This is a genomic window from Paractinoplanes lichenicola (assembly GCF_016785085.1).
GTDB lineage: Bacteria > Actinomycetota > Actinomycetes > Mycobacteriales > Micromonosporaceae > Actinoplanes > Actinoplanes lichenicola.
Map to the genome: position 1 here is coordinate 234,810 of NZ_JAENHO010000011.1, position 24,587 is coordinate 259,396.

Annotated in this window: 22 protein-coding genes; 10 read left to right on the forward strand and 12 right to left on the reverse strand. The window is 73.4% G+C overall.

Annotated features, from left to right (window positions below; translation table 11 throughout):
• The first annotated feature begins 45 nt into the window (after positions 1 to 45).
• Positions 46 to 633, forward strand: a complete 588-nt coding sequence (locus JKJ07_RS34840; RefSeq protein WP_202996205.1) for a TetR/AcrR family transcriptional regulator — start codon at positions 46 to 48, stop codon at positions 631 to 633.
• An 8-nt stretch (positions 634 to 641) separates the two neighbouring features.
• On the opposite strand, the gene JKJ07_RS34845 is transcribed toward JKJ07_RS34840, so the two are convergent.
• The 6 genes from JKJ07_RS34845 to JKJ07_RS34870 form a co-directional block, all read right to left on the reverse strand.
• Positions 642 to 1,103, reverse strand: a complete 462-nt coding sequence (locus JKJ07_RS34845; protein WP_202996206.1) for a VOC family protein — start codon at positions 1,101 to 1,103, stop codon at positions 642 to 644.
• A gap of 42 nt (positions 1,104 to 1,145) precedes the next feature.
• Positions 1,146 to 2,576 carry an FAD-dependent monooxygenase gene (locus JKJ07_RS34850; protein ID WP_202996207.1) on the reverse strand — a complete coding sequence of 477 codons (1,431 nt, stop codon included), beginning with the start codon at positions 2,574 to 2,576 and terminating at the stop codon, positions 1,146 to 1,148.
• 173 nt (positions 2,577 to 2,749) lie between these two features.
• Positions 2,750 to 3,715, reverse strand: coding sequence for a methylmalonyl Co-A mutase-associated GTPase MeaB (gene meaB, locus JKJ07_RS34855; RefSeq protein ID WP_307834556.1), 966 nt, complete (start codon positions 3,713 to 3,715; stop codon positions 2,750 to 2,752).
• Positions 3,708 to 5,819 carry a methylmalonyl-CoA mutase gene (scpA, locus tag JKJ07_RS34860; protein ID WP_202996368.1) on the reverse strand — a complete coding sequence of 704 codons (2,112 nt, stop codon included), beginning with the start codon at positions 5,817 to 5,819 and terminating at the stop codon, positions 3,708 to 3,710. Before scpA ends, meaB begins: the two co-directional genes overlap by 8 nt.
• 23 nt (positions 5,820 to 5,842) lie before the next feature.
• Positions 5,843 to 7,627, reverse strand: a complete 1,785-nt coding sequence (locus JKJ07_RS34865; protein WP_202996208.1) for a methylmalonyl-CoA mutase subunit beta — start codon at positions 7,625 to 7,627, stop codon at positions 5,843 to 5,845.
• A gap of 60 nt (positions 7,628 to 7,687) precedes the next feature.
• Positions 7,688 to 8,689, reverse strand: a complete 1,002-nt coding sequence (locus tag JKJ07_RS34870) for a DUF418 domain-containing protein (RefSeq protein ID WP_202996209.1) — start codon at positions 8,687 to 8,689, stop codon at positions 7,688 to 7,690.
• A gap of 81 nt (positions 8,690 to 8,770) precedes the next feature.
• Here JKJ07_RS34870 and JKJ07_RS34875 point away from each other — a divergent pair, with 81 nt between their 5' ends.
• Together JKJ07_RS34875 and JKJ07_RS34880 are read left to right on the forward strand one after the other, a co-directional pair.
• Complete coding sequence (locus tag JKJ07_RS34875; protein ID WP_202996210.1) at positions 8,771 to 9,814, forward strand: sensor histidine kinase; 1,044 nt, start codon at positions 8,771 to 8,773, stop codon at positions 9,812 to 9,814.
• Positions 9,811 to 10,449 carry a response regulator gene (locus JKJ07_RS34880; protein WP_202996211.1) on the forward strand — a complete coding sequence of 213 codons (639 nt, stop codon included), beginning with the start codon at positions 9,811 to 9,813 and terminating at the stop codon, positions 10,447 to 10,449. Before JKJ07_RS34875 ends, JKJ07_RS34880 begins: the two co-directional genes overlap by 4 nt.
• Here JKJ07_RS34880 and JKJ07_RS34885 read toward each other — a convergent pair.
• A complete protein-coding gene (locus tag JKJ07_RS34885) occupies positions 10,436 to 11,158 on the reverse strand; it encodes a tetratricopeptide repeat protein (protein ID WP_202996212.1) in 723 nt (240 codons plus the stop codon). The two genes, JKJ07_RS34880 and JKJ07_RS34885, sit on opposite strands and share 14 nt — an antisense overlap.
• Before the next feature lie 24 nt (positions 11,159 to 11,182).
• On the opposite strand from JKJ07_RS34885, the gene JKJ07_RS34890 reads away from it, so the two are divergent.
• The gene (locus JKJ07_RS34890) at positions 11,183 to 11,668 is read left to right on the forward strand and encodes a hypothetical protein (protein ID WP_202996213.1); all 486 of its coding nucleotides are present in this window, start codon (positions 11,183 to 11,185) and stop codon (positions 11,666 to 11,668) included.
• Here the strand turns inward: JKJ07_RS34890 and JKJ07_RS34895 are convergent.
• Entirely contained in the window at positions 11,665 to 12,123 is a 459-nt protein-coding gene (locus JKJ07_RS34895) for a hypothetical protein (protein ID WP_202996214.1), read from the reverse strand. The genes JKJ07_RS34890 and JKJ07_RS34895 overlap by 4 nt on opposite strands.
• A 275-nt stretch (positions 12,124 to 12,398) precedes the next feature.
• Positions 12,399 to 14,027 carry a copper resistance CopC/CopD family protein gene (locus JKJ07_RS34900; protein WP_307834558.1) on the reverse strand — a complete coding sequence of 543 codons (1,629 nt, stop codon included), beginning with the start codon at positions 14,025 to 14,027 and terminating at the stop codon, positions 12,399 to 12,401.
• 110 nt (positions 14,028 to 14,137) lie between these two features.
• Between JKJ07_RS34900 and JKJ07_RS34905 the strand changes: the two genes are divergently transcribed.
• Entirely contained in the window at positions 14,138 to 16,063 is a 1,926-nt protein-coding gene (locus JKJ07_RS34905; protein ID WP_202996215.1) for a heavy metal translocating P-type ATPase, read from the forward strand.
• Between the two features lie 13 nt (positions 16,064 to 16,076).
• On the forward strand, positions 16,077 to 16,406 hold the full coding sequence (locus JKJ07_RS34910) for an ArsR/SmtB family transcription factor (RefSeq protein ID WP_202996216.1): 330 nt from the start codon (positions 16,077 to 16,079) through the stop codon (positions 16,404 to 16,406).
• Here JKJ07_RS34910 and JKJ07_RS34915 read toward each other — a convergent pair.
• The 3 genes from JKJ07_RS34915 to JKJ07_RS34925 all read right to left on the reverse strand — a co-directional run bounded on the left by JKJ07_RS34915 (position 16,403) and on the right by JKJ07_RS34925 (position 21,319).
• The gene (locus JKJ07_RS34915) at positions 16,403 to 16,858 is read right to left on the reverse strand and encodes a DUF4352 domain-containing protein (RefSeq protein WP_202996217.1); all 456 of its coding nucleotides are present in this window, start codon (positions 16,856 to 16,858) and stop codon (positions 16,403 to 16,405) included. The genes JKJ07_RS34910 and JKJ07_RS34915 overlap by 4 nt on opposite strands.
• Before the next feature lie 38 nt (positions 16,859 to 16,896).
• Complete coding sequence (locus JKJ07_RS34920; protein WP_202996218.1) at positions 16,897 to 20,106, reverse strand: chemotaxis protein CheB; 3,210 nt, start codon at positions 20,104 to 20,106, stop codon at positions 16,897 to 16,899.
• A gap of 82 nt (positions 20,107 to 20,188) precedes the next feature.
• Entirely contained in the window at positions 20,189 to 21,319 is a 1,131-nt protein-coding gene (locus JKJ07_RS34925; protein WP_202996219.1) for a DUF3500 domain-containing protein, read from the reverse strand.
• Positions 21,320 to 21,344: 25 nt separating this feature from the next.
• Here JKJ07_RS34925 and JKJ07_RS51960 point away from each other — a divergent pair, with 25 nt between their 5' ends.
• The 4 genes from JKJ07_RS51960 to JKJ07_RS34945 all read left to right on the forward strand — a co-directional run bounded on the left by JKJ07_RS51960 (position 21,345) and on the right by JKJ07_RS34945 (position 24,586).
• Positions 21,345 to 22,088, forward strand: a complete 744-nt coding sequence (locus JKJ07_RS51960) for a (2Fe-2S)-binding protein (protein WP_307834559.1) — start codon at positions 21,345 to 21,347, stop codon at positions 22,086 to 22,088.
• Entirely contained in the window at positions 22,085 to 22,510 is a 426-nt protein-coding gene (locus JKJ07_RS34935) for a PPOX class F420-dependent oxidoreductase (protein WP_202996221.1), read from the forward strand. The genes JKJ07_RS51960 and JKJ07_RS34935 overlap by 4 nt, the downstream gene beginning before the upstream one ends.
• A gap of 68 nt (positions 22,511 to 22,578) precedes the next feature.
• Positions 22,579 to 23,589, forward strand: coding sequence for a hypothetical protein (locus JKJ07_RS34940; protein ID WP_202996222.1), 1,011 nt, complete (start codon positions 22,579 to 22,581; stop codon positions 23,587 to 23,589).
• A 4-nt stretch (positions 23,590 to 23,593) separates the two neighbouring features.
• On the forward strand, positions 23,594 to 24,586 hold the full coding sequence (locus JKJ07_RS34945; RefSeq protein WP_307834560.1) for an SEC-C metal-binding domain-containing protein: 993 nt from the start codon (positions 23,594 to 23,596) through the stop codon (positions 24,584 to 24,586).
• The last annotated feature ends 1 nt before the right edge of the window (position 24,587 follow it).

The following is a 24,587-nucleotide window of genomic DNA, read 5'->3' on the forward strand; positions in this document are numbered from 1 at the left end:
GCAGCTCACGGTCGCGTTTTCGACCGTGCGGTCTAGGATTCGACCATGCGGTCGTCATTCATCGAGCAGGCGCGGCGGCACCAGTTCGTGCGATGCGCGCTCGACTCGCTGCACGAGGTGGGCTTCGCCGGCACGTCGCTGGCGGCCGTGGCCGAGCGGGCCCAGATCTCCAAGAGCGTGGTGGTCTACCACTTCGGCTCGAAGCAGGCGCTGCTCGAGGCGGTGGTCGAGTCCGTGTATTCCAGCGCTGTGCCCGACATTCTGGCCGCCCTCGAGGCGGCCGAGGGGCCCCGGGCCCGCCTGCTGGCCTACGTGCGGATCGCCGTGCTCTTCGCGGCCGGCAACGCGCGTGCGCTGGCCGCCGTGGGCGAGATCTTCCGCAACCTGCGGCGCCCCGACGGAACCCTGCGCTACACGGCCGCCGAGAACGAGCAACTGATCGCCTTCGTCGAGGACCTGCTGCGGGCCGGCCAGCAGTCGGGCGACTTCGGCGACTTCGACACCCGCACGGTCGCCCTCGTCATCCGGGCCGCGATCGACGCGCTGCCCGAGCGTTTCACCCTCGACCCGGCCATGACCGGCCCCGGCGTCGCCGCCACCCTGTGCGACGCCGTGGACCGGATGACCCGCTGAGCGGCCGGTCAGCCCGCGTGGGCCGCGTTCACCTGCAGGATCCAGGTGACGCCGAAGCGGTCGGTGAGCATGCCGAAGCCGGGGCTGAACGGGGACGGGCCGAATTTCTCGACGATCTCGGCGCCGTCGGCGAGCTTGTCCCAGAGGGCGCTGACCTCGTCGGCGGTGTCGCCCCCGACGGCGACGAAGAACCGCTCGCCGGTCAGCGTCATCCCGTTCTCCCGGGTGGTGGGGGTCAGCGGGGCGGTCGGGACGGCCTGGCTCGGGATGTCGTAGGCCAGGATCGTGAAGCCGCTGTCGGCGGTGACCTGGCCGAAGACGACCTTGCCGGCGTCGGGCAGCTCCTTCGGCATGCCGAAGTCGCTGTAGGCGACGACCGTCAGGTGACCGCCGAACACGGACTGGTAGAACTCCAGCGCCGCCCGGGCGTCGCCGCGGAAGTTCAGGTGCGTGTTGGTGGTGATCGCCATGGTGACTCCTCGTTGATCGGGGCCGGTGCTCCGGCGCTGAGATCAGCCTCCCAGCCGTAGGTGCCAGGGAGTGTCACCTTCTCCGAACCATCGCCGCAGCTGCTCGTCCAGCTCCCGCTGGCTGTCGCCGGTCCAGGCCACGTGACCGTCGGGCCGCAGCAGCACCGCCGGCACGCCCGGGCCGGCCACGTAATCGACCCGGTCCGACCAGCCGCCGACCCGCAGGCGGCCGGTCGGGTCGAGCAGCAGTCCCCGGCCGCGGCGCATCCGGTCGTAGAGGGTGCCCTGCTTCAGGTCGAGGTCGCGCTGGCGACGGCCGACCAGCTCGGGGCCGGGGCCGAAGTCGTAGCGCAGGTCGATCGCGCTGATCTTCTCCATCAGGCGGCGGTTGACCTCGTTGATGTCCATCAGCTCGGTGAACAGCCGGCGCAGGGCCCGCGCGCCCGGCTCGACGGCCTGCAGCGCCATCTGCGCGCGGGTGTTGTCGAGCACGTCCGCGGCCACCGGGCGGCGCTCGGCCTCGTACGTGTCGAGCAGGCCGTCCGGCGCCCACCCGCGCAGCTGCCCGGCCAGTTTCCAGCCGAGGTTGACCGCGTCCTGGACGCCGAGGTTGAGGCCCTGCCCGCCCAGCGGTGGGTGGATGTGCGCGGCGTCGCCGGCCAGGATCACCCGCCCGGCCCGGTAGCGCTCGGCCAGGCGGGTGGCGTCGCCGAAGCGGGACAGCCAGCGCGGCGAGTGCGCCCCGAAATCGGTCCCGGCCACGGTCCGCATCTCCCGCACGAGGTCGTCGAGGGTGGGCGGCGCCGAGCTGAGCCCGGCCGCGGGCACCACGACCTGGTACGCCGGCCCTCCGGCGGGACGGAGAATGAAACGCCGGTCGGTCACGGCCAGCTCGGCCGCCCGGGCTGCGATCTCGCCGGCCGGCGTCGCGAGTTCCACCTCACCCATCACCCACTGGGTGCGCGCGGGCTCGCCGGGGAAGCCGACGCCGAGCAGCTTGCGCACGGTGCTGCGCGCGCCGTCACAGCCGACCAGGTAGCGCGTGCGCAGTCGCTCACCATCGGCCGTCGAAACGGTCACCCCGTCGTCGTCCTGGTCGAGGCCGGTCACCTGACTTCCGCGCCGCAGCTCCGCGCCCAGGCCGAGGGCGTGCTCGGTGAACAGGCGGACGGCGACCGGCTGCGGGATGCCCAGCAGATAGGCGTGGGCGGAGTCCAGGCCCTCGGGCTGGGGTTTGGCGATGGCGGCGAAGAAGCCGGCGGCCGGGCGTCGGCGGCCGTGGGCGAGCATGCGGTCGAGCAGTCCCCGCATGGCCATGAGCTCAAGGCTGCGGATGTGCAGGCCGACGATGCGCACCTCGGGCGCGGGCTCGGCTTCCTTCTCCAGGATGAGCACGCTGACGTCGTGCAGGCGGAGCTCGGCGGCGAGCATGGCGCCGGTCGGGCCGCAGCCCGCAATGATCACGTCGAACACAGGTGGTGCCTTTCGGGAGTCTGGGCACTCCCGGCGACACCTACGTCAGTCGCCCGGCCGTGACGGGACGGGGAGCACCCACGGCGATCACAACGGTCATGGGTCTCACCTCCTCGGGCGGGGTCACAGTCACGGTGGAAGATACAAGCCGGCTCCGAGCCCCGTCCAGCGAATTAAAGCGGCCGGGTGTCATAGGCGGCCAGGAGCCGCTGGGCGGCCTGGGCCGGCGTGAGCGAGCCGTCGAGAATCTGCTCGCGGGCTTCAGTGGCGGCGGCCCGCACCGACGGGTCGGTCGTGAAGCGGCTCAGCACCGACTCCCGGGCCATCGCCCACATCCAGTCGAGCTGCTGGTGGCGGCGCCGCTCGGCCACGTCGGTCTTGGCCCGGTGCGCGGTCACCTGCGCCCACACCTCGTCGACGCCCGTGCCCTCGAGCGCGCTGCAGGTGAGCACCGGGGTCGTCCATTCCCCCGTACGCAACAAGCGAAGCGCCCCGGAAAGCTCGCGCGCGGCCCGCTTGGCGTCGCCCTCGTGCGGCCCGTCCGCCTTGTTGATGGCGATCACGTCGGCCAGCTCCAGGATGCCCTTCTTGATCCCCTGCAGCTGATCGCCCGTGCGGGCCAGGGCGAGCATCAGGAACGTGTCGACCATGTCAGCCACCGCGGTCTCCGACTGCCCCACGCCCACGGTCTCGACGATGACCACGTCGTAGCCGGCCGCCTCGACCACGACGATCGCCTCGCGGGTCGCCTTGGCCACGCCGCCCAGCGTGCCCGCCGTGGGCGAGGGCCGCACGTACGCGTCCGGGTCGGCCGCCAGCCGGGCCATCCGGGTCTTGTCGCCCAGGATGCTGCCCCGGCTGCGCGTCGAGGACGGGTCGACCGCGAGCACGGCCACCCGGTGCCCGGCCGCGGTCAGTTTGCTGCCCAGCGCGTCGATGAACGTCGACTTGCCCGCCCCGGGCACCCCGCTGATGCCGATCCGGTGCGAGTTCCCCGCGTACGGGGAAAGGGTCGTCAGCAGCTCCTGCGCCCGCTCCTGATGGTCGCGCCGGGTCGACTCGACGAGCGTGATGGCGCGCGCCACCCAGGCCGGCGACCGGTCGCGGACCCCGGCCGCCATCGCGGCGAGATCAGTCACCGCGGCGCCGGGACAGCTCGGCCAGCAGCTCGATCGCGGCCTCGGTCAGCACCGTGCCCGGGGCGAAGATCGCGGCCGCCCCCGCCGCCCGCAGCGCGTCGTAGTCCTGCGGCGGGATCACCCCGCCCGCGATGATCATGATGTCGGGGCGGCCCTGGGCGGCCAGCTCGTCGCGCAGCGCGGGCACCAGCGTCAGGTGACCGGCGGCGAGCGAGTTGACGCCGACGATGTGCACGTCGGCCTCGACCGCCTGCCGGGCCACCTCGGCCGGCGTCGCGAACAGCGGGCCCACGTCGACGTCGAAGCCGAGGTCGGCGAACGCGGTGGCGATCACCTTCTGCCCCCGGTCGTGCCCGTCCTGGCCCATCTTGGCGACCAGGATGCGCGGCTGGCGGCCCTCCTGCTCGGCGAACTCGGCCGCGGCGGCGCGGGCCCGCTCGATGTCGCCGGTCTGACCCGCCTCCTGCCGATACACACCGGAGATCGTACGGATCCGGGCCGTGTGCCGCCCGAACACCTTCTCCAGGGCCATCGAGATCTCGCCCACGGTCGCCTTGGCCCGGGCCGCGTCGACGGCCAGGGTCAGCAGGTTGCCCCCGCCGGGCTCCCCCGCCGCCCTGGTCAGCGCGTCGAGGGCCGCGGTGCACGCGCTCTCGTCCCGCTCGGCGCGCAGCCGGCGCAGCTTCTCGACCTGATTCGCCCGTACGGCCGCGTTGTCGACCTTGAGGACGTCGATCGGCTCGTCGGCCTGCGGGCGGTACTTGTTCACGCCGATCACCGGCTGGCGGCCCGAGTCGATGCGCGCCTGCGTGCGGGCGGCCGCCTCCTCGATGCGCATCTTGGGGATGCCCTCGTCGATCGCCTTGGCCATGCCGCCGGCCGCCTCGACCTCGGCGATGTGCTCCCAGGCGCGGGCGGCCAGGTCGTGGGTGAGCCGCTCGACGTAGGCGCTGCCGCCCCACGGGTCGATGGCCCGGGTGGTGCCCGACTCCTGCTGGATCAGCAGCTGCGTGTTGCGGGCGATCCGGGCCGAGAAGTCGGTCGGCAACGCGAGGGCCTCGTCGAGCGCGTTGGTGTGCAGCGACTGCGTGTGCCCCTGGGTGGCCGCCATCGCCTCCACACACGTACGCATGACGTTGTTGAACACGTCCTGCGCCGTCAGCGACCAGCCGGAGGTCTGGCAGTGCGCGCGCAGGCTGAGCGAGCGCGGATCCTTCGGCTCGAACTCGCGGACCAGCTTGGCCCAGAGCAGCCGCCCGGCCCGCAGCTTGGCCACCTCCATGAAGAAGTTCATGCCGACGGCCCAGAAGAACGACAGTCGCGGGGCGAACGCGTCGATGTCGAGCCCGGCCGCCCGCCCGGCCCGCAGGTATTCGACGCCGTCGGCCAGTGTGTAGGCCAGCTCGAGGTCGGCCGTGGCCCCGGCCTCCTGGATGTGATAGCCGGAGATGCTGATCGAGTTGAAGCGGGGCATCCGCTGCGAGGTGAACGAGAAGATGTCCGAGATGATCCGCATCGACGGCTCGGGCGGATAGATGTAGGTGTTGCGGACCATGAACTCCTTGAGGATGTCGTTCTGGATCGTGCCGGACAGCTGCTCCGGCGCGACCCCCTGCTCCTCGGCCGCGATGATGTAGAGCGCCAGGATCGGCAGCACGGCGCCGTTCATGGTCATCGACACGCTCATCCGGTCGAGCGGGATGCCCTCGAAGAGCTGCCGCATGTCGTAGATGGAGTCGATGGCCACCCCGGCCATGCCCACGTCGCCGGTCACCCGCGGGTGGTCGGAGTCGTAGCCGCGATGCGTGGGCAGGTCGAACGCGACCGACAGGCCCTTCTGCCCGGCGGCCAGGTTGCGGCGGTAGAAGGCGTTCGACTCCTCGGCCGTCGAGAAGCCCGCGTACTGCCGGACGGTCCACGGCTGGTTGACATACATGGTCGGGTAGGGGCCGCGCAGATAGGGCGCGATCCCGGGGTAGGTGCCGAGGTTGAGCCCCTCGAGGTCGGCCGCGGTGTAGAGCGACGGCACGGCGATTCCCTCGGGCGTCTGCCACACCGGGCCGTCGTTTCCCCGTACGGCTTCCGCGGGCTTCGGCGTGGTCAGCCGCGCCGTGGCGAAGTCGGGAATCACTGCGCTACCCCCAGGTCGTCCAGCGTCTTGGTCAGCGCGGCCACGGCGTCCACACCGACGTGGACGTACGCGTCGACGCCCGCGTAGTCGCCCCGGCCGGCCAGCAGGACCCGGGTCGCCCCCGCTTCTCGCGCCCGGGCGGCCTCGGCCTCGGCGTGCTCCGCGTACTCCTTGTCGGGACCGCACAGCACGACCACCGGCGACGAGCCCTCGGTCGTGACCGCGATGCCCCCGGCGGCGAACAGGTTGGTCGTGAACGTGAGCCGGGCCCCGTGCGCGGCGGCCGACCCGAACATCGCCAGGCGCACCGTCGGTCGCGCCCCGGTGGCGGCCAGGTGGGCGTCGCTGCGGTCGCGCAGCCGCTCGTACGCCTCGGCGTAGCGCCGCCGCGGCAACCCTCCGCCGGGCGGCTCGGCCGCGGGTCGTCGTTCGGGCACCTGCTCGGCGAGTTGGGGGAACTCGCTGACCCCGGTGATCGGGTCGCGGCGGTGGGCCAGGTTGGTCTCGCGGGCGGCCCAGACCTCGGCCAGCCGGTCGGCCACCAGCCCGCTGCCGAGCGCAGCGGCCAGCCCGCCCTCGCGCTCGATCCGGGTGAACCACTCCCAGGCCGCCTCGGCCAGCTGCTCGGTGTACTGCTCGACGTAGAACGAGCCGCCGGCCGGGTCGAGCACCCGGGCCACGTGCGCCTCCTCGAGCAGGATGGTCTGGGTGTTGCGGGCCAGCCGCCGGGCCAGCGCGTCGGGCCGGCCGAGCTGGTGGTCGAACGGCAGCACGGTGACCGCGCCGGCCCCGCCGACCCCGGCCGCGAAGGTGGCGATCGTGGTGCGCAGCAGGTTGACCCAGGGGTCGCGGGCGGTCATCATCGCGGCCGACGTGACCGCGTGCTGCCGCTGGCCACCGGCCTCGGCCGCGCCGGAGAGCTCGGCGATCCGGGCCCAGATCCTGCGGGCCGCGCGCAGCTTGGCGATCGTGGCGAACTGGTCGGCCGTGGCCGCGTAGCGGAACTCGAGCTGGCCCAGCGCGGCCGGCACGGACAGGCCGGCCTCGGTCAGCGCGCGCAGGTAGGCCACCCCGGCCGCCGCGGCCGCGCCCAGCTCCTCCACCTCGGAGCCGCCGCCGTCGTGGAAGACGGTCGCGTCCACGGTGACGGCGCGCAGGCCGGGCGTCTCGGCGGCGCAGCGCACGGCCAGCGCCGCCGCCTCGCTCAGGTCGCCCGGCGCGCCCGTGCGGGCCTGCCAGCCGAGCGGGTCGGCCCCGAGGTTGCCGCCGGCCTGGCTCGGCTCGACGCCGCGGGCGGCCAGCAGGTCGAAATACGCGCGGGCGGCCCGGCCGGTGGCGTCGCCGGCGTCGAGCACCACGGCGGCCAGGTCGAGATAGACGCCGTCGAGGGCCTCGGGCAGCGAGTCGAGCGGCAGCGCGCCGTCGCCGAGCACCAGCCACAGCGAGGTCGCGCCGTTCTCGAGGTCGGTCAGGACGGCCTCGCGGGCGTCCTTGGGCACCGGGTCGGCGTAGCGCTGCCGCACGTCCCAGCCGCCGGCGGTCGTGGTGGCGCCCCGGATGAACGGCGGCCGGCCCGGCAGGCCGGAATCCGGGCCCGTGGTGTGCAGCGCGGCGATCGTCGGCCCGCCGTACGTCACCGTGGCCAGCAACTCCTCGACGGCCTCGGGCGTGGTCTCCTCGGTCGCGGCCCCGGACTTGCGCAGCGCGGCCAGGGCCAGGCGGCGCCACTGCTCGGCGCTCGCGGCGGGAAAGTCCGCCCCCAGCGACAGGTTCTCGGCCATGCCCCGCCTTCCGTAGTCCCGAGTCACAATTAGCGGGCCGGGGCGTGACGCTGCCAACCCCTAAGCCGACGTTACGGCACCCTCGGCCGGGGTCGCACGGGTGGGCACGTCGCGGATCGGCACCGGCTGCCACCAGGTCAGGCAGCGCCACACCCACTCCAGCGGCCCGTAGCGGAACCAGCGCAGCCAGAGCACGCTGAGCAGGGCCTGCACGACCCCGATGACCAGGCCGGTCCAGACGATCGGGGCGAAGCCGGCGGCGTGCCCGAGGTCGAGCAGCGCGTCGGCCGCGAGGATCAGCGCGGAGGCGAGGACGTAGTTGGTCAGCGCCATCCGGCCCATCGGCGCGAGCACCACGTCGAGCGGGCGGCGCAACGGCGTACGCATGAGCAAGAGGAACGCGACCGTGAACAGGAACGCGCACACGGTGCCGGCCGGGAGGATCCGGTAGTTGGAGCTGTTGCCGACGCCCGCCTGCCACTGCAGCCAGAGCATGCCCGCGGCCAGCGGGACGGCGACGGCGAACGCGATCACCAGCTGCCGGCCGCGGCGTTCGAGAGTGTCCGGGATGCCGTACTCCGCGACCGCCATGCCCAGCAGGAACAGGCCGGGGATGATGAACAGGCCGTTGAAGGTGAGACTCGCGGCCACGGTGAGCACGATGCCCAGGCCCAGCACCCAGCGGCGGGACAGATATGACGCGGGCAGCAGCACGACGATGCCGAACGCGGCGTAGAACTTCAGCACCTCGCCCGGCTGCAGCAGCGTGTGCAGGGCGGAGAAGACGCCCAGCCACAGCAGGCGGCGCAGCAGCACGAGCCGCGGCTTATCGGTGCGGTTGCCCGCCGTACGCAGGAAAAGGGCGAAGCTGATGCCGAACAGCAGCGAGAAGATCGGGAACGGCCGCTGGACGAACAGCGCCTCCCACACGAACGCCCCGGGGTGGTCGGACGCCGGGCCCTCGGGACGCGGGAAGCCGGTCATCTGGACGATGTTGAACTCGACGATGCCGGCCAGCGCGAACCCGCGCAGGGCATCCAGCTCATGAATGCGGCGTGCCATGTGTTCCAGGCTTTCGCACCCGTGACGATCGTCGATAGCGCCACGAGTCGCGATCGGACCCTACTTTCGTATGCTCGGACCATGGGTCGCCGCCGGGTTCTCGACACCACGGTCGATGTCGTGCTCGTGCTCGTGGCCGCGGTCATGGGCACGATCCTGGAGCATCCCGACCGCCTCTCGGTGGGCGTGCAGATCGCCGGTGCGGCCGCCCTGCTGCTGCGCCGCCGCCACCCGTACGTGATGGCCGTCGCGCTCGCCGCACTCAACGTGTTCGTGCCGGTGTGGGCGACCGTGCTGACCCCGTACGCGGTGCTGGCCTTCGGGCGCCGTCGCACGTGGGCGGTCGTCGGGCTGCTCGTCGTGACGTTCCTGATCGGAGCGCGGGCCTGGCAGATCGCCGACCCGTTCACGGCCCCGGTCGTCATCGTCTGCTCGGCGCTGCTCGGCCTCTACGCCCGGGCCCGCGCGCGGCTGGCCGACGAGGCGACGCTGCGGGCGACCGAGCAGGCCCGCGCCGACGAGCGGGTGCGGCTGGCCGGCGAGATGCACGACGTGGTGACCCACCGGATCAACCTGATGGTGCTGCAGGCCGGGGCGCTGCGCACGACCACGGCCGACGAGCCGACCCGGCGGGCCGCCGACGAGTTGCGCGAGGCGGGCGTGCAGGCCCTGGCCGAGCTGCGCGACCTGGTCGGGGTGCTGCGCGACGGCAAGGAACCGGCCCCGCCGGGCGCCGACCTCGGCGGGGACGTGGCCGCCCTGGTCGACGAGTCCCGGGCGGTCGGGCTCCCGGTTCAGCTGACGGCCGGCGGCACGGAGGGGCGGCCGTCACCGGCGGTCCAGCGGACGATCGTCCGGATCGTGCAGGAGGCTTTGACGAATGTCCACAAGCACGCGCCGGGGGCCTCGACGGCGGTCACTGTCGGCTGTCAACGGGAAGGCATCGACGTGGAAGTGGTGAACCAGCCCTCGGCCGACCGGCCCCGGGACCTGCCGGCCGGGGGGAACGGGCTGCTCGGGCTGCGCTACCGGGTCGAGATGGTCGGCGGGTCGTTCGACGCCGGGCCGACCGCGGACGGCGGATTCCGGGTCAGTGCGCGGCTCCCCGACTACGTGCCGTCATGATCCGGGTGCTGCTCGTGGACGACGAGCGGATGGTGTGCGCGCACCTGCGGACGATCTTGTCGGCCGACGCCGGGATCGAGGTCGTCGGGGAGGCGTACGACGGGGCCGAGGCGGTCGAGTCGGTGGTGCGGCTGCGGCCCGACCTGGTGCTGATGGACCTGCGGATGCCCGGGGTGGACGGGATGACGGCCCTGGAGCGGATCACGGCCTTCCCCTCGCCGCCGCGGGTTGTCGTGCTCACCACGTTCGATCACGACGACTACGTGCTGCGGGCGCTGCGCGCGGGAGCGGCCGGGTTCCTGGTCAAGTCGACGGCGCCCGAGGACCTGATCGACCTCGTACGGGCGGCGGTGGGCGGGGGCACCGTGCTGTCCCCCGTGGCCGCCCAGCGCCTCGTCGGAGCGGCCGGGGATCGGCAGCGCGGGCGCGACCGCGTACGGGACCTGACCGAGCGGGAGGCCGAGGTGCTGGCCGGGCTGGGCAACGGCGACTCCAACCTGCGGATCGCCCGGCGGCTCAACCTCTCGGAGGCGACCGTGAAGGGCTACGTGTCGCGGCTGCTGGTCAAACTGGGGTGCGACAACCGCACGCAGGCCGGGTTGCTGGCCCAGCAGGCCGGGCTCACTCCTGAGTGAACGCCGCTCGCGGATCCAGCAGCTCGCCGTGCGCGTGCTCGCGGGCGAACTCGTCCGGGCCCAGGGCGTCGAGCGCCAGCGCCCGTACGAGGGAGAGGTCTTTGGCGTCGTCGGGGTCGGGCACCTGACCCAGCTCGGCGAACGCGACCTCGGTGACGCCGATCAGGCGGGCCGCCCGCGCATAGTCCTGCTCCGCCGCGGCCAGGGCGGCGCCGGCCAGGCACACGTACGGCACGAAGTCGGCCCAGCCGTGCGCGAAGACCCGGGCCCGGCCCTCGGCGAACAGCTGCCGGGCGGTGTCGACGTGACCGAGGCCGAGCTCGCAGAACGCCAAGTTGTGATACTCCGAGTTGACCGTCTCGGGCCGGCCCAGCGCCTCGTTGAGCGCGATGCTCTCCCGATAGAGCTCCACGGCGCGGGTCAGCTCGCCCGACATCCGCGCGATCGCCGCCAGCACATGCCGGGGCCGCTCCTCGAGGCTGCGATCCCCCGACCTCAGCGCGACCTCGAGAGCCGTCCGGGCGCGGCTCTCCCCCTCGCGCAGATCCCCGTCGCGAATGGCCACCCGGGCCAGACTGTATCGCGCCTCGACCTCCCCCGCCGCGTCCCCAGCGGCCCGGGCCCGCTCGATCTCGGCCTCACTCATCCGCACGACGGCATGATCGTCCCCACGCCGGAACGCCGACCGCACCCGCTCACTGAAATGCACGCCATGACTCTAGGATCCTCGCCGGTGACATCGTTCGATGGGTTGAAGGAGACGGGGATGTCGTACGGGGAAAAGGTCCGGCCGCGAGTGGTCGGGATCGGCGCGGCTCTGGTTGCGCTGATCGGGGTGATCACGATCGCGCGGGTGGCGTACGGGGTGGTGGACAACCTGGCCCAGGACGACTGGAGTTCCGGCGCGCGGGGTGTCTTCCTGGTGCTCAACGGGATCTCGCTGCTGTTCGCGGCGTTCTTCCTGGTGCTGGCCGACCAGGTGCGCCGCGGCCGGATGTGGGCCTGGATCGGCAGCCTGATCATGCTGCCCTTCGCCTTCCTGTACGGCGCGTTGATGCTGGTCATCGAGGCGACCAGCGATCGCGTCCCGTGGTCGGGCGGCGGCATCGCGCTGGCCGCGGTCGTCGCCTTCATCATGCTGCTCGCGCCGCGGGACGCCCGCGACTTCTTCAACCGGCCCGCCGTGCCGCAGTGGCAGGGCGACCGCTACACCGTCTAGACGGAGAGCAACCGCCCGAAGCCGGCCGAGAGCAGGGCCCCCGCATGGCCGACCGCCTCGAACTGACGCTCGCCACCCTCGGCCAGCGTCAGCGAGACGGTCACCTTCGGGGGCTCGGACCGGCTCTTGGCGTCGACCACTGACGCGGCCTGGATGATCTCCGCGGTGGCCCCACGCTCGCGGCGGGCCACGACGAACCACCAGGCCGCCCCGGCCAGGGCCGCCAGCAAGGCCACCCCGGCGGCGATCCAGAGGCCGGTGTCGAGGCCGGGGATCGCGCGGTCGCCGGCGCTCACCGCGACCAGGGCCAGCCCGGCGGCGAGGATGAGCCCGCCCGCGCAGGCCCGCACGGCACGCTGCCGAGCCTGCGACACCTCGCGCACCTCGACCTGCTCGGCGCCGAACAACAGGGTGACCGGCCGGCCACTCTCGGTGGTCACGTGGGAGATCTTCACTCCGGAAGCTTAGGGTCCGTTTCATAACTGGGGTGGGAGCGAGGCCGGGTCCAGATTTCGTCTGGTGGTGGCCCGGGGAAGCCTGGCTCCCGGTGTTGGAACCTGGCTTGCCCGGGACGCCGCCAGGCGGGATCTGGGCCCTGCCGCAGCCCCGCCACAGTTGTGAAACGGACCCTAAGGGCGGTCGGTCAGGGCGACCCAGGCGATCAGCATGGCGACGACGGCGAGCATCACGGTGAACGCGGCCAGCACAAGCGCGGTGGTGTGCAGGGAAATCACCTCACGGGGACGGTGGTGGTGACGGTGGCCTGGTCGATCTCGGACACCCGGAGCGTCATGGACAATTGCCAGTCGCCGGCGATCGGAAACGTGACGCTGCCCAAGCCCTGATTGTCGATCACGGTCGCAACCGGGGCGGCGATCGCCTCGATGCCCTGCGCCGGCATCGACGCCGACACCTTCCACTCGAGCACCTTGAGCGGCTTGCCCTCGGGGGTGTAGGCGAAGGCGTGGATGGTGTTGTACTCCCCCACGGTGGCCGGGAAGATCTCGAACTGCACCGCGTACAGGGGGCTGTTGAGCGTCTCGACGAAGCCGCGCGACCGCTCGGCGGCCACGGCTTCCACGTCCACCGTACGGCCGGTGGTGGTCTGCACGAGCACGGCGCTGGCCGCCAGCACGAGCACGGTGATGCCGAGCTCGAGCCCGACCGCGCGCCGCAGCCGGGCCGGGGTAGCCGCGGCGATCCCCCGCTGCACGAGCCGCCGCGAGACGAACGCGACGGCCAGGACGATCGCCAGCAGCCCGGTCTTGGCCAGGATCAGCCGGCCGTACGTGGAGGAGAACAGCGCGTCGAGCGTGCCGAGCTGGATCAGGGCCTGGATCGCCCCCGCCGCGACCAGCCAGTACACGGCGAACGCGGCCCATTTCGACCAGGCCGGCAGGATCAGGCGCAGCTCCCGCGTCTCGGCCCGGCGCAGCAGGAACACGGCCAGCGCGACGAGCCCGCCGAGCCAGACGCTCATGGCGGCCAGGTGGGCCGTGTCGGCCACGATCAGCAGCCACGCCTGCGGGCCGGCCGCCGGATGCCCGGTCAGCGGCCAGGTCACGAGGATGGCCAGGGTGAGCACGGCCAGCAGGGCGGCCGGTCGCCACCCGCCCCCGCGGCGCAGCCGGCCCACCAGCGCCGCGGCGATCGCCAGCAGGGCCAGCCGGACGGCCAGGGTGATGCCGAAGTCGCTGTTCAGCACCTGCCCGAGCTCGCTCATCGAGACGTCGAGCGGGCCGGCCCCGGAGGAAGCGGGCGCCTGCAGCCAGAGGCCCGCGAGAGTGGCCACCGCGATCAGGGCCAGGCCGCCGCGGGCCAGGCGCACGGGGCCCCGGCGGGAGAGCCGGCGCGGCCACCACAGGGCCAGGATCAGCACCGGGCCGAGGGCCACCGAGAGGCCCGCGTAGCCGATCCACTTCGTGACGGCCGTCGCCGTCACCACCGCCGGGTCGACCCTTTCGACCGGGGCGGTCGGGGCGTTCTCGGAGGGCGCGCCGACCGAATAGGTGTAGGCGCCGGAGACGGGGTGGCTGTCGGCCGAGATGATGCGATAACTCACCAGATAGGTGCCCAGCGGGCGCTCAGCCGGCCGCAGCTTGATGACCAGGCCCTCGGGCGTGATCTCGGGGTCGCCCTCGTTGATCCGCTTGCCGTCGGGGCCGATGACCTGCGACCGGCCCGGCACGATCCGCACGTTCTCGCTGAACTTGAGCACGACCCGCTCGGGCGCCGCCTTGACCACCGAGCCCTGCTGCGGGACGGCCGCACTGAGCACGGCGTGCGCGTAGGCCGGCGGGGCCGGCCAGCAGAGCGCGGCCAGCAGGAAACAGACCGCCAGCAGAGCGGACTTCCGCACCAGGGACCTCCCAACGTCCGGCGCAATATAACCAGGCCCGCCCGGTCGGCCTCCTCCCGCATACGGACCAGCACCGGCCGGGGATCAATACAGGCTTCCGTGGATTCAGCATGCACTGTACTGTCACCGGCATGGGTGCGGAGTGCTGCGGACACGAGCCGGACACCGGCGGCGACGAGCTGGTCACCGAACGCGAGGAGCCGGGCCGGTGGTGGCAGGTCCGCGAGCTGCGGTTCGCGGCCGCCGCGGCCGTGGTGCTGGCGGCGGGGTGGCTGGCCGGGCGGGCCGGGTTCGAGCGGGCCGGCCTGGGCCTCGAGCTGGTGTCGGCGGCCATCGGGGCCTGGGTGTTCGCGCCGGCGGCGGTCCGCGACGCGCTGCGGGGCCGGGTCGGGGTCGGCACGCTGATGACGATCGCCGCGGCCGGGGCGGTCGCGCTGGGCCAGGTCATCGAGGCCGCGCTGCTCGGCGTGCTGTTCTCGACCGCCGAGGGCCTGGAGGAGTACGCGGTCACGCGGACCCGGCGCGGCCTGCGGGCGCTGCTCGACCTGGTGCCGCGCACGGCGACCGTGCTCCGCTCCGGCGCCCAGCGGCAGGTCGAGCCGGCCGAGCTGCGGGTCGGTGACCTGCTGGTGCTGCGCCCGGGCGAGCGCGCCGCCACCGACGGGGTGCTGCGCGCCGGCCGTACGGTGCTGGATCTGTCGGCGATCACCGGCGAGCCGGTGCCGGTCGAGGCGGGCGCCGGCGACCCGGTGCCCGCGGGCGCGATCAACGGCGGCGGGGTCGTCGAGGTCGAGGTCACCGCGCCCGTCGCCGGCAGCTCGCTGGCCCGCGTGGTGCACATCGTCGAGCAGGCGCAGGAGCGCAAGGGCCGGGGTCAGCGCCTGGCCGACCGCATCGCCCGCCCTCTCGTGCCGGCCATCATGCTGGTCGCGCTGGCCGTGGCCGTGCTCGGCAGCGTCTTCGACGACCCCCGGGTGTGGCTCGAACGCGCCCTGATCGTGCTGGTCGCGGCGTCGCCGTGCGCGCTCGCCATCTCGGTGCCGCTCACGGTCGTGGCCGCGGTCGGCTCGGCCAGCCGCTCGGGCGCGCTGGTCAAGGGCGGCCTCGCCCTGGAACGGCTGGGCCGGGTGCGCACGGTCGCGCTCGACAAGACCGGCACGCTGACCCGCAACCGGCCCCGGGTGGTCGCCGTCGTGCCGGTCGGCGGCGTCCCGGCCGACCGCGTGCTGACCGTCGCGGCCGCCCTCGAGCTGCGCAGCGGGCATCCCCTGGCCCGCGCGATCCTGGCCGAAGTGCCCTCCCCCACGCCCGCGACCGACGTGCAGGCGGTCGCCGGCTCCGGCCTGACCGGCACGGTCGACGGGACGCCGGCCCGGCTCGGCCGCCCCGGGTTCGCCGAGCCGGGCGAGCTGGCGGCCGACGTCGAGCGGCTGACGGCGGGCGGGGCCACGGTCGTCGTGGTCGAGCTGGGCGGGACGCCGATCGGGCTGATCGCCGTACGGGATGAACTGAGACCGGAGGCGGCGGAGACGGTGACCGGGCTGCGGGCGCTCGGCCTGTCGGTGGTCATGCTCACCGGCGACAACGCCCGCACCGCGCACGCCCTGGCCGAGCAGGCCGGCATCGACGTGGTGCATGCGGACCTGCGGCCCGAGCAGAAGGCCACCCACGTGCGGGACGCCACGGCGATGGTCGGCGACGGCATCAACGACGCGCCCGCCCTGGCCACCGCGGACGTCGGGATCGCCATGGGCGCGATGGGCACCGACGTCGCGATCGAGACGGCCGACGTGGCCCTGATGGGCGAGGACCTGCGACATCTGCCGAGCCTGCTCGGGTACGCCCGCCGGGCCCACCGGATCATGCGGCAGAACGTCGGGCTGTCGCTGGCCATCATCGCCGCGCTGCTCCCGCTGGCCGGGTTCGGCCTGCTCGGGCTGGCCACCGTCGTGCTCGTCCACGAGCTGGCCGAGGTGCTGGTGATCGCCAACGCTGTCCGCGCGGCCCGCCTCCGGCCGTCGCCCGGCGCGGCCTGAAAGGATCGACGGCATGGAACTGCTGACCCACGGGCAGGTGCTGGCCCGGTTCGGGCACGCGCTGTCGGACGCCACCCGCTGCCGGCTGCTGCTGGCCCTGCGCGACGGCCCCGGCTACCCGGCCGAGCTGGCCGACTCGCTCGGCGTCACCCGGCAGAATCTCTCCAACCACCTGGCCTGCCTGCGCGGCTGCGGCCTGGTCGTGGCGGTGCCGGAGGGCCGGCGCACCCGCTACGAGCTGGCCGGCACCCGCCTGCGGCACGCCCTCGACGACCTGCTCGGCCTGGTGCTGGCGGTCGACCCGGCCGCCTGCCCCGACTCGGCCGGCAAAGACTGCTGCTAGAACTGAATCGTGATGCCGGCCGACTCGGCGGTCTCGCGCAGTTCGAGATAGCGGATCTCGGGCATCGCGTAATACAGGTTGTCGGTGAGCTCGGAGCGCGGCGGCAGGTCGTCGAGCAGGTGGGTGCCCCGCTGCACCTCGGCCACGGCGTCGCTCAGATGCCCGGCGCCGTCCGGGTCGAAGGCGCGGGCGAAGGCGATCCCCGGCTTGCGGGTCTTGCCGGACAGGTTCTTGATCGTGATGCGCACGGTGCAGGTCGTCGTGCAGTCGACCGCGTTCACCGTGTACTGGAAGATGCCCTCGCGGGTCACCGGCTTGCCGACCACCCCCGTGTCCGACGCCACTGGTTTGTCGTCAGCCCCACGCCCGTACGCCAGGGAGCCCCCGGCGCCGGCCACGGCGACCAGCACGACGGCGATCCACGGCCAGTGCCGGGTCCTCGAAGCACGCATGCCGCCTAAGGTCGGCACCGGCGCCACCCACTGAAGGATCAGGCGTCCGGTTCCGGGGGGACACCGCTGAGGTTGGTGGCCGTGCCGACCCACTCCTCGATCTCGCCGTTCTCGTCGAGCAGCGGCACCGCGCGCGACAGGGTCAGGCCGATCGAGCCGTCGGGCCGCCGCACCCGGTGCTCGAGCTGGAAGATCGTGCGGGTGCGGACCGCCTCGTCGATCGCCGCCAGCACGCGCGGCTGGTCCGGCGGGTCGATGTAGTGGTCGAGCCACGAGTCGGTGGGCTCGGCCGTGTCGTCGAGGAAGCCGCGCCCGGTCAGCGTGCGCATCTGCGACCAGTCGGGGCTCATCCGATAGACCACGTCGAAGCCGGCGTCGACGATCGCCTTCCACCGGGCTTCGGTGCGGCGGCGCTGGCGGGCCAGCTCGATCTGCGCGGCGACCCGGGCCACCAGCTCGCGGGCCGAGAACGGCTTGACCACGTAGTCGTCGGCCCCGGCCAGCAGCCCCTCGATCGCCGCCTCCTCGCCGGCCCGGGCGGTCAGCAGGACGACCGGCAGGGTCGCCAGCCGGGCGTCGTCGCGCACCCGGCGCAGCAGCTCGAAGCCGTCCAGGCGCGGCATCATCACGTCGGCCAGCACGAGGTCGGGCGTCCAGTCGCGCAGGATCTCGAGGGCGTGCACGCCGTCCGCGGCCCCGGTGACCTGCCACGTGCCGCCGAGCAGCCGGGCCAGGTATTCGCGCATGTCGGCGTTGTCGTCGACCACCAGCACCTGCCCGCCGGTCAGCCGGCGGCCGGGCAGCGGCGGCAGCTGCGGGTCGCTGTCGAGGCGCAGGTCGCGCTGCGACTGCTCGCGGGCGGCGTCCCACCGGACGGCCTCGGCCGCCATGGCCGAGGCGACCGGCCCGATCGGCGGGGGCGCCTGCTCGCCGTCCTGGGCCGGGCGGCGGCTCAGCGGCAGCCACACCGTGAACGCCGACCCGTGGTCGACCTGGCTGACGGCGCGGACCCGGCCGTGGTGCCGGCGGACGAGCTCGTCGACCAGGGCCAGGCCGATCCCGGCGCCCTCGTGCGTGCGGCCCCGCGTGCGGGAGACCCGGTGGAACCGGGTGAAGATGTGCGGCAGCTGGCCGGCCGGGATGCCGACGCCGGTGTCCCGCACGGTCAGCTCGGCGTGGCCGGTCAGCGCGCGCAGGGTCACGTCGACGCCGCCGGCCCAGGTGAACTTGAGCGCGTTGGACACCAGATTGGAGACGATCTTCTCCCACATCTCGGCGTCGACCCAGACCGGCCGCGGCAACGTCGGGGCGTCGACGGTCAGCCGCAGCCCGGCCGCGTCGGCGGCGCTGCGGAACATCGACACGATCTCGACGGTCAGCGCGGCCAGGTCGGCCGGCGCGAACCGGGCCCGCATCCGGCCCGCCCCGAGCTGCGAGAAGTCGAGCAGCGTGCCGACCAGCCGCAGCAGGCGCCGGGTGTTGCGCTCGGCGATCTCGAGCTCGGCCGCCACCCCGGGCGGCAGCTCGCTCGCCTGCTGCAGCACCTGCTCCAGCGGGGCCAGCATCAGCGTCAGCGGGGTGCGGAACTCGTGGCTGATGTTCGAGAAGAACTCGGTCTTGGCCCGGTCGAGCTCGGCCAGCCGGTCCAGCCGTTCCCGCTCCCGGCGCCGGGCGTCCGACTCGGCGACCTTCGCGGTGACCGTCTCGGCGACCAGCGCCAGGAACTCGCGATACCGGTCGTCCAGCGGCAGCTGCGGGTTCGCGCCGAGGATCAGGATCCCGACCACCTTGTCCTCGCCCATGTCCCGCAGCGGATGCAGCAGCGCCGCCTCGGGCGCCAGCTCCTCGGCGCCCAGAAGATGCCCCCGGAACCGCGTGCCCAGATCCTCCAGCAGCACCCGCGCGCCGTCCGCGACCTCGCGCAGCGGCCACACGCCGTGCGGAGTCAACCGCGCATCCCGTACGGCGAGAGGGCCGCCCGCGGCGACGCCCGTCGCGCCGACCAGGCCGGCCCGCAGGCCCGTGACGCCGACCAGGTACGCCATCGAGAACAGCACGTCGGCCGAGTCGCCGAGCACGGCCAGCGCGGCCTCGGCGGCGGCCCGCCGATCGACGGCGACCGGGATGGCGGCGAGCCGGTTCAGCACGTGCATGCGCCGGCCGGCCAGCACCTCCTGCGTGCGGTCGAAGAAGGACTGATAGATGCCCGCGACCTCGCCGTCGGTGGTGCGGATCGGGGTCAGCGAGACGTCGAACCACGCGTCCTGCATCCGCCCGGCGCGCTCGAACGGCAGGTGGGCCGCCTCCATCCGGGGCCGCCCGCCGCGCATCGTCTCGGCGTACAGGGGGCTGATCCGCTCCCACAGCTCGGGGAACCCCTCCCGTTGCGGGCGCGCGAACGCGGCCGCGTACCGCCCGTTGAGGGGGGCGACCGCGGCCTCGTTGAACATCAGGAAGTAGTCCTCGCCCCACATGACCGCCGTCGGATCGGGCGAGTCCTGCGCCAGCCGGACGGCCGTGCGCAGCACCGGGGACCAGTCGCAGACCCGCCCGACCGGCGTCCGGCTCCAGTCGATCTCGCCGGCCAGCCGCGCGACCTGCCCCTGGTCGCCGAACGTGGCCCGGATCGCGGCCAGTTCCTCGTTCGCGGGCGGCAGCGGGGCGCCGTTGACCACGTCGCCGATCACCGCGGGGATCTGCTCGAGCGGCAGCACCAGGTCGGCGCCGGCCTCGATCGCCGCCCGGGGCATGCTCGGCTGCTCGGCGGACTCCTCGCTCTGCGCGATGACCAGGCCGCCGGCCGCCTTCATGGCCCGCACCCCGCCCGCCCCGTCGACACCCATGCCGGTCAGCACCACGGCCAGGGCCCGCGGCCCGTACGAGTCGGCGAGCGAGGTCAGCAGCAGGTCGTGCGGCCGCTCGCGGATGTCCAGCAGCGCCGCCCCGACCGCGGTGCTGCCGTCGGGCAGGATCTCGAGCCGGCGCCGGGGCGGGGTGACGACGACCTGGCCCGGCTTGAGCAGCTCGCCGTCCAGCGCCCAGGCCACGGGCAGCCCGGTCTGCCGTTGCAGCACGTTGACGAACTGGCTGCCGTGCGTGCCCAGGTGCTGCTGCACCACGACGGGCGCGGCAAGATCCTTGGGCAGCTGCCTGAGCACAGCCCCCAACGCGTACACACCGCCGGAGGACGCCACCAGGACCACCACAGCGACCCCGGTCACGTCCGGCGACGACTGGTGGTCGCTCACGATCACACCTCGGTCACACCGGCTTCCCCGACAGTCTTACACTTCCCGCGCCCAGGTCGCCTTACTCGCGTGCGTGCGGTCGTTAATGCTCGTGCTCGTGGCGGTGGGCACTCAGGACGTCGAGGCCGAAGTCGTTCGCGGGGTCGCGCCAGACGGAGTGGGCGTGGTTGGCCGCGCGCTGGGTGTTGTCCCATTCCAGCAGCAGGCGCGGGCCCTGCACCCGGTAGTAGTGCGGCTCGCCCGGCTCGGTCGCGCCGGCCCACGCGAAGTGCACGGCGTCGAGCGAACTGCCCTCGTACGCGGGAAGGGGTGAGACCGCCGCGGGAACCCGGTCGAAATACGTGGCCAGCAGCGCCCGCAGCAGGTCACGCTGGGCGGCCGACAGGTCGGCACCGGCCACCCCCTTCGCCCGTACGGTGTATTCGAGCGCCTCATGATCGGCGTCCGCGAACCCGGCCGCCTCGTCGATCCGGTCGCTCAGCTCCTGCAGCTTGTCCTGCTGCTCGGGGTCGGCGAAGGGCCCGCGCCAGATCCCGGCCAGCGAGATGATCCGGTCGCCCTCGCCGATCGTGGTGCGGTTGCCGGTCACCAGGTCGGCCGGCGCCTTGGCGGACAGGATCGCGCGGCGCCGCTGCTCCTCGGTGAGCGAGCCGACCAGCTCGCGGGCCAGGTCCTCGACGCGGGCCAGCGGCCGGTTGACCGCCCCGCCCAGCAGCTCGGACGAGGCCGGATCGGCGCCCAGGAAACACGGCGTGGTCGCGACCACCTCGCCGTCGGCGACCAGGTTGTTCAGCGACACGTGATGCCCGCCGAACCGCCACCCCCACGTGCCCCGGCCCGGCTCGCCGAAGACGCGCAGGTAGTAGAGGCCCGGGTCGCGGCCGCGTTCGCGATCGAACGTGGTCACGAACCCGTCGGCGTGGTCGAGGACGTTCTCGAGCCCGATGATCGTCGCGACCGTGACGTAGCCGGCCCGGGACAGGCCGGTCGCCACGAGCCGCATGGCCGCCTGCTGCTGCGCCGGGCGCTGCTGGTGGAAGGTCAGGCCGCCGTGATCGGTGGGCGTGTAGAACCAGCGCCGCCGCTCGTCGTCGCTCGCGCCGGCGGCCGGCCTCGCCCCGGCGGCGGTCTCGTGCTGCTCCGCGCTCAGCAGCCCCAGCCAGGCCTGCGCGGCCCCGGCCATCTCGGCGGCAAGTTCCCGGCGATCCGACATGACCTCAATCTATAGAGTGGGTCGCGTGCCAGCGCTCGGCCCTTACTTCACGTGGCAGCCTCGCGACGACGGGCCCGGCTGGCGCCCGCTGACCGACCTGTTCGAGCCGGCCGTCGTGGCCGACCGGGTCACGACCGGGCAGCGGGCGCTCATGCGCATGTCCGGGCTGGGCCCCGGCGCCATCGGCGAACGCGTGGTCGCCTCGACGGTCTTCCTCGGCCTGGCCGCCCGGCTCGTGTCCCCGGTGCTGGCGACGGCCACGCTGACCGGGGTGGTGCCGGCGGCCGATCCCGCGCGCCTGTGGTGGCGGCCCGTGGAGAGCGGTCCCCTGCCCCTCGCGTACGGGGATCTGCCGGACTCAGCCGAGTCGCTGCACCAGGTCGCGATCGCGGGCCTGATCACGCCGCTGCTGACGGTCTTCGAACGGCAATACAAGCTGTCGCCCCAGGTGCTGTGGGGCAACGTGGCCTCGGCCCTGGGCGGGGCGGCCGGCATGATCGCCGACGCGGGCGACCCGGCCGCCGCCGCACGCAGCGCCGCCCTGGTGACCGACCTGCTCGCCGTGCCGCCCCTGCGAGGCATGGCCACCCTGCACCACCCCGACCCCCGGCACGCCCGCTGGTTCCTCGAACGGCACAACTGCTGCCTGTATTACCGCATCCCCGGCGGCGGCACCTGCGGCGACTGCGTGCTCACCGGAGAGGCCGAGCGGCGGGCGCACTGGCGGGCCGTGCTGAGCCGCCGATCCGGGGGCAGAATGATCGGGTGACTGACTTCGATCCGCGGGCCCTGCTCGCCGAAAGCCGCCTCGGGGTGCTGGCCACGCTCAAGTCGGGCGGCCTGCCCCAGCTCTCCCCCGTCACCCCCTTCTACGACCGCGACGCCGAACGCCTCTACATATCGGTCACCGACGGCCGGGCCAAGACGGCCAACGTACGCCGTGACCCGCGCGCCGCCCTCGAGGTGACCAGCGCCGACGGCCGCTCCTGGGCCACCGCCGAGGGCACGGTCGAGCTCATCGGCCCGGGCGACGACCCGCAGGGCCCCGAGGTCGACGCCCTGGTCGACTACTACCGCCGCGCCGCCGGCGAACACCCCGACTGGGCCGAATACCGCCAGGTCATGGTCACCGACCGGCGCGTCCTGCTGGTGCTCAAGGTCGACCACGTCTACGGCCAGAGCATGGGCTGACATTTGTCACGGCCGATCCCGGTCGTTCGGCCTGCTCGGGCGGCGCTCGCGGGGCGTCCACTGAGGGCATGACCCGTCGGATCGCCCCCGCGCTCGGGCTGTTCTTCCTTGCGCCGCTCGTGGCCGAGTTCCTGCTCGGCAATCTGCCCATCACGTTCCTGCCCGCGGTGGTCGCGCTGGCCCCCATGTACGGCGGGGGCGCACTGCTCATCCGCGAACTGGTGCGCCGCCGCGGGCTGGGCCGGCCCAGCATCCTCGTGCTGGCGGTGGCGTACGGCGTACTGGAAGAGGGGTTGACCACCCAGTCGCTCTTCAACCCGAGCTACGCCGATCAGCACCTGCTGGTCCACGGTTTCGTGCCGGCGCTGGGCATGTCGATCCCGTGGACCCTGTACGTGATCGGGCTGCACGTCTTCTGGAGCATCAGCGCACCGATCCTGATCATGGAGACGATCGCCCGTGACCGGCGCACGACCCCGTGGCTGGGCCGCACCGGGCTGATCGTGACCGGGGTGCTGTTCGCGGCGGGCATCGCCATCACCACCGCGATCAACATGTCACTGTGGCCCTACACCGCCACGGCGGGCCAGTTCATCGGCACCGGGGTCGTCCTGGCGCTGCTCGTCGCGGCCGGCCTGCTGATCCCCGTCAGGTTCAAGGTCAACCCCGGCCGAGCACCCCGAGCCCGTACGGTCCTGGCCGCCACCCTCGTCGCGGGCGCGCTCTTCCAGGGCCTCACCCTGATCGACCTGCCGACGTGGCTGGTCGTGGCCGTGTGGATCGCCGTCCCCGTCGTCTTCCTGACGGTGCTCGCCCGCTGGTCGGCGCGCGCCGGATGGACCGACCGGCACCGGCTCGCCGTCGGCGCGGGCGCCCTGCTCACGTACGCCTGGCACTCGTTCACCGAGACCCCGACGGGCGCCGCCGCGGCGTCGATCGACCTGATCGGCAACGCCGTCTTCACCGCGGGCGCCCTGTGGCTGATCTGGTTCGCCGCGCGCCGGTTGCGCCCGGCCGAGATCTACGCCATGCCGGACCGTCGATCAATGGCCGATGACACCCGCCGCGCAGTACGGTGACGGCGTGGCTTTCAAAACCGAGCTGACCAGCTCAGACCTCAGTGAGATCCGGCAGTCCGCCCTGGGCGCGGCCGACCCGCTCGGCATCGCCGCCGACCTGGCCGACGCGGCCGAGGCGGGGCGACTCGCGGACAAGGACGACGCGGGCTATGCCCTGGCGCTGGCCGCCGAGATCGCGGAGAGCCGCACCAAGCTCGACGCCGCGCTGCGCTACGTCGAGCGCGCCGTCGAGGCGTACGGGGAAAGGGACGACAGCCAGGCCGGCGCGGCGCGGGCCCTGCGCGCGCGCATCCTGTTCCGGCTGGGCCGGGCCGACGAGGCGATGGCCGCGCTCGAGCCGCTGCGCCCGCTGCTCACCCGCTATCCCGACGCGGCCGCCTTCGTCACCGCGGCCCTGGGTGCGGGTCAGGAGCACCGGCTGGCCGAGAAGTGGCTGACCGAGGCCGTGCAGGAGGGGCTGGCCGCCTCCGGCAGCACGACCGAGCCGTCGTCGGCCGAGGACGCCGGGGTGCTGTTCTTCCTGCTCCAGCAGCGCCACCGCCTGCGCCACGCGCTGGGCCTGCAGCACGACACGCACGACAACCTGGCCGAGCGGCTCGAGACCCGGCTGGCCAACGCCGGCGCGGGTGTCTCTCAGCAGGTCGACCTGCTGTTCTTCCGGGAGGCCGAGTTCGGCAAGCTGGCCGAGCAGTTCCCGGCGCTGTCCCCGGTCTTCGGCGAGAACTGGGACGAGCACCGCGCGATCCTCGAGCGCGAGCTGGTGCGCCTGACCAACGCGGGCCGCACGGGGCTGACCGTGCTGCCCGGCACGGTGGTCGGCCTGACCGGTTTTGCCGGCGCCGACGGCGACGTGGCCGACGCCAAGGTGCGCTCCGGCTACGCCCAGCAGCTGGCCGGGCGCGAGGGGCAGATCCCCTGGCCGCCGGAGCGCAACGGGGCCTGCTGGTGCGGCTCGGGCAACAAATACAAGAAGTGCTGCCTGCCCCGCTCCCGGTGAC

Bases quoted from the DNA above. Each gene is read 5' to 3' on its own strand.
- JKJ07_RS34840 (WP_202996205.1), top strand. From the start codon at position 46: ATGCGGTCGTCATTCATCGAGCAGGCGCGGCGGCACCAGTTCGTGCGA.
- JKJ07_RS34845 (WP_202996206.1), bottom strand. From the start codon at position 1,103: ATGGCGATCACCACCAACACGCACCTGAACTTCCGCGGCGACGCCCGG.
- JKJ07_RS34865 (WP_202996208.1), bottom strand. From the start codon at position 7,627: ATGGCCGAGAACCTGTCGCTGGGGGCGGACTTTCCCGCCGCGAGCGCC.
- JKJ07_RS34870 (WP_202996209.1), bottom strand. From the start codon at position 8,689: ATGGCACGCCGCATTCATGAGCTGGATGCCCTGCGCGGGTTCGCGCTG.
- JKJ07_RS34875 (WP_202996210.1), top strand. From the start codon at position 8,771: ATGGGTCGCCGCCGGGTTCTCGACACCACGGTCGATGTCGTGCTCGTG.
- JKJ07_RS34880 (WP_202996211.1), top strand. From the start codon at position 9,811: ATGATCCGGGTGCTGCTCGTGGACGACGAGCGGATGGTGTGCGCGCAC.
- JKJ07_RS34905 (WP_202996215.1), top strand. From the start codon at position 14,138: ATGCACTGTACTGTCACCGGCATGGGTGCGGAGTGCTGCGGACACGAG.
- JKJ07_RS34910 (WP_202996216.1), top strand. From the start codon at position 16,077: ATGGAACTGCTGACCCACGGGCAGGTGCTGGCCCGGTTCGGGCACGCG.
- JKJ07_RS34915 (WP_202996217.1), bottom strand. From the start codon at position 16,858: ATGCGTGCTTCGAGGACCCGGCACTGGCCGTGGATCGCCGTCGTGCTG.
- JKJ07_RS34925 (WP_202996219.1), bottom strand. From the start codon at position 21,319: ATGTCGGATCGCCGGGAACTTGCCGCCGAGATGGCCGGGGCCGCGCAG.
- JKJ07_RS34940 (WP_202996222.1), top strand. From the start codon at position 22,579: ATGACCCGTCGGATCGCCCCCGCGCTCGGGCTGTTCTTCCTTGCGCCG.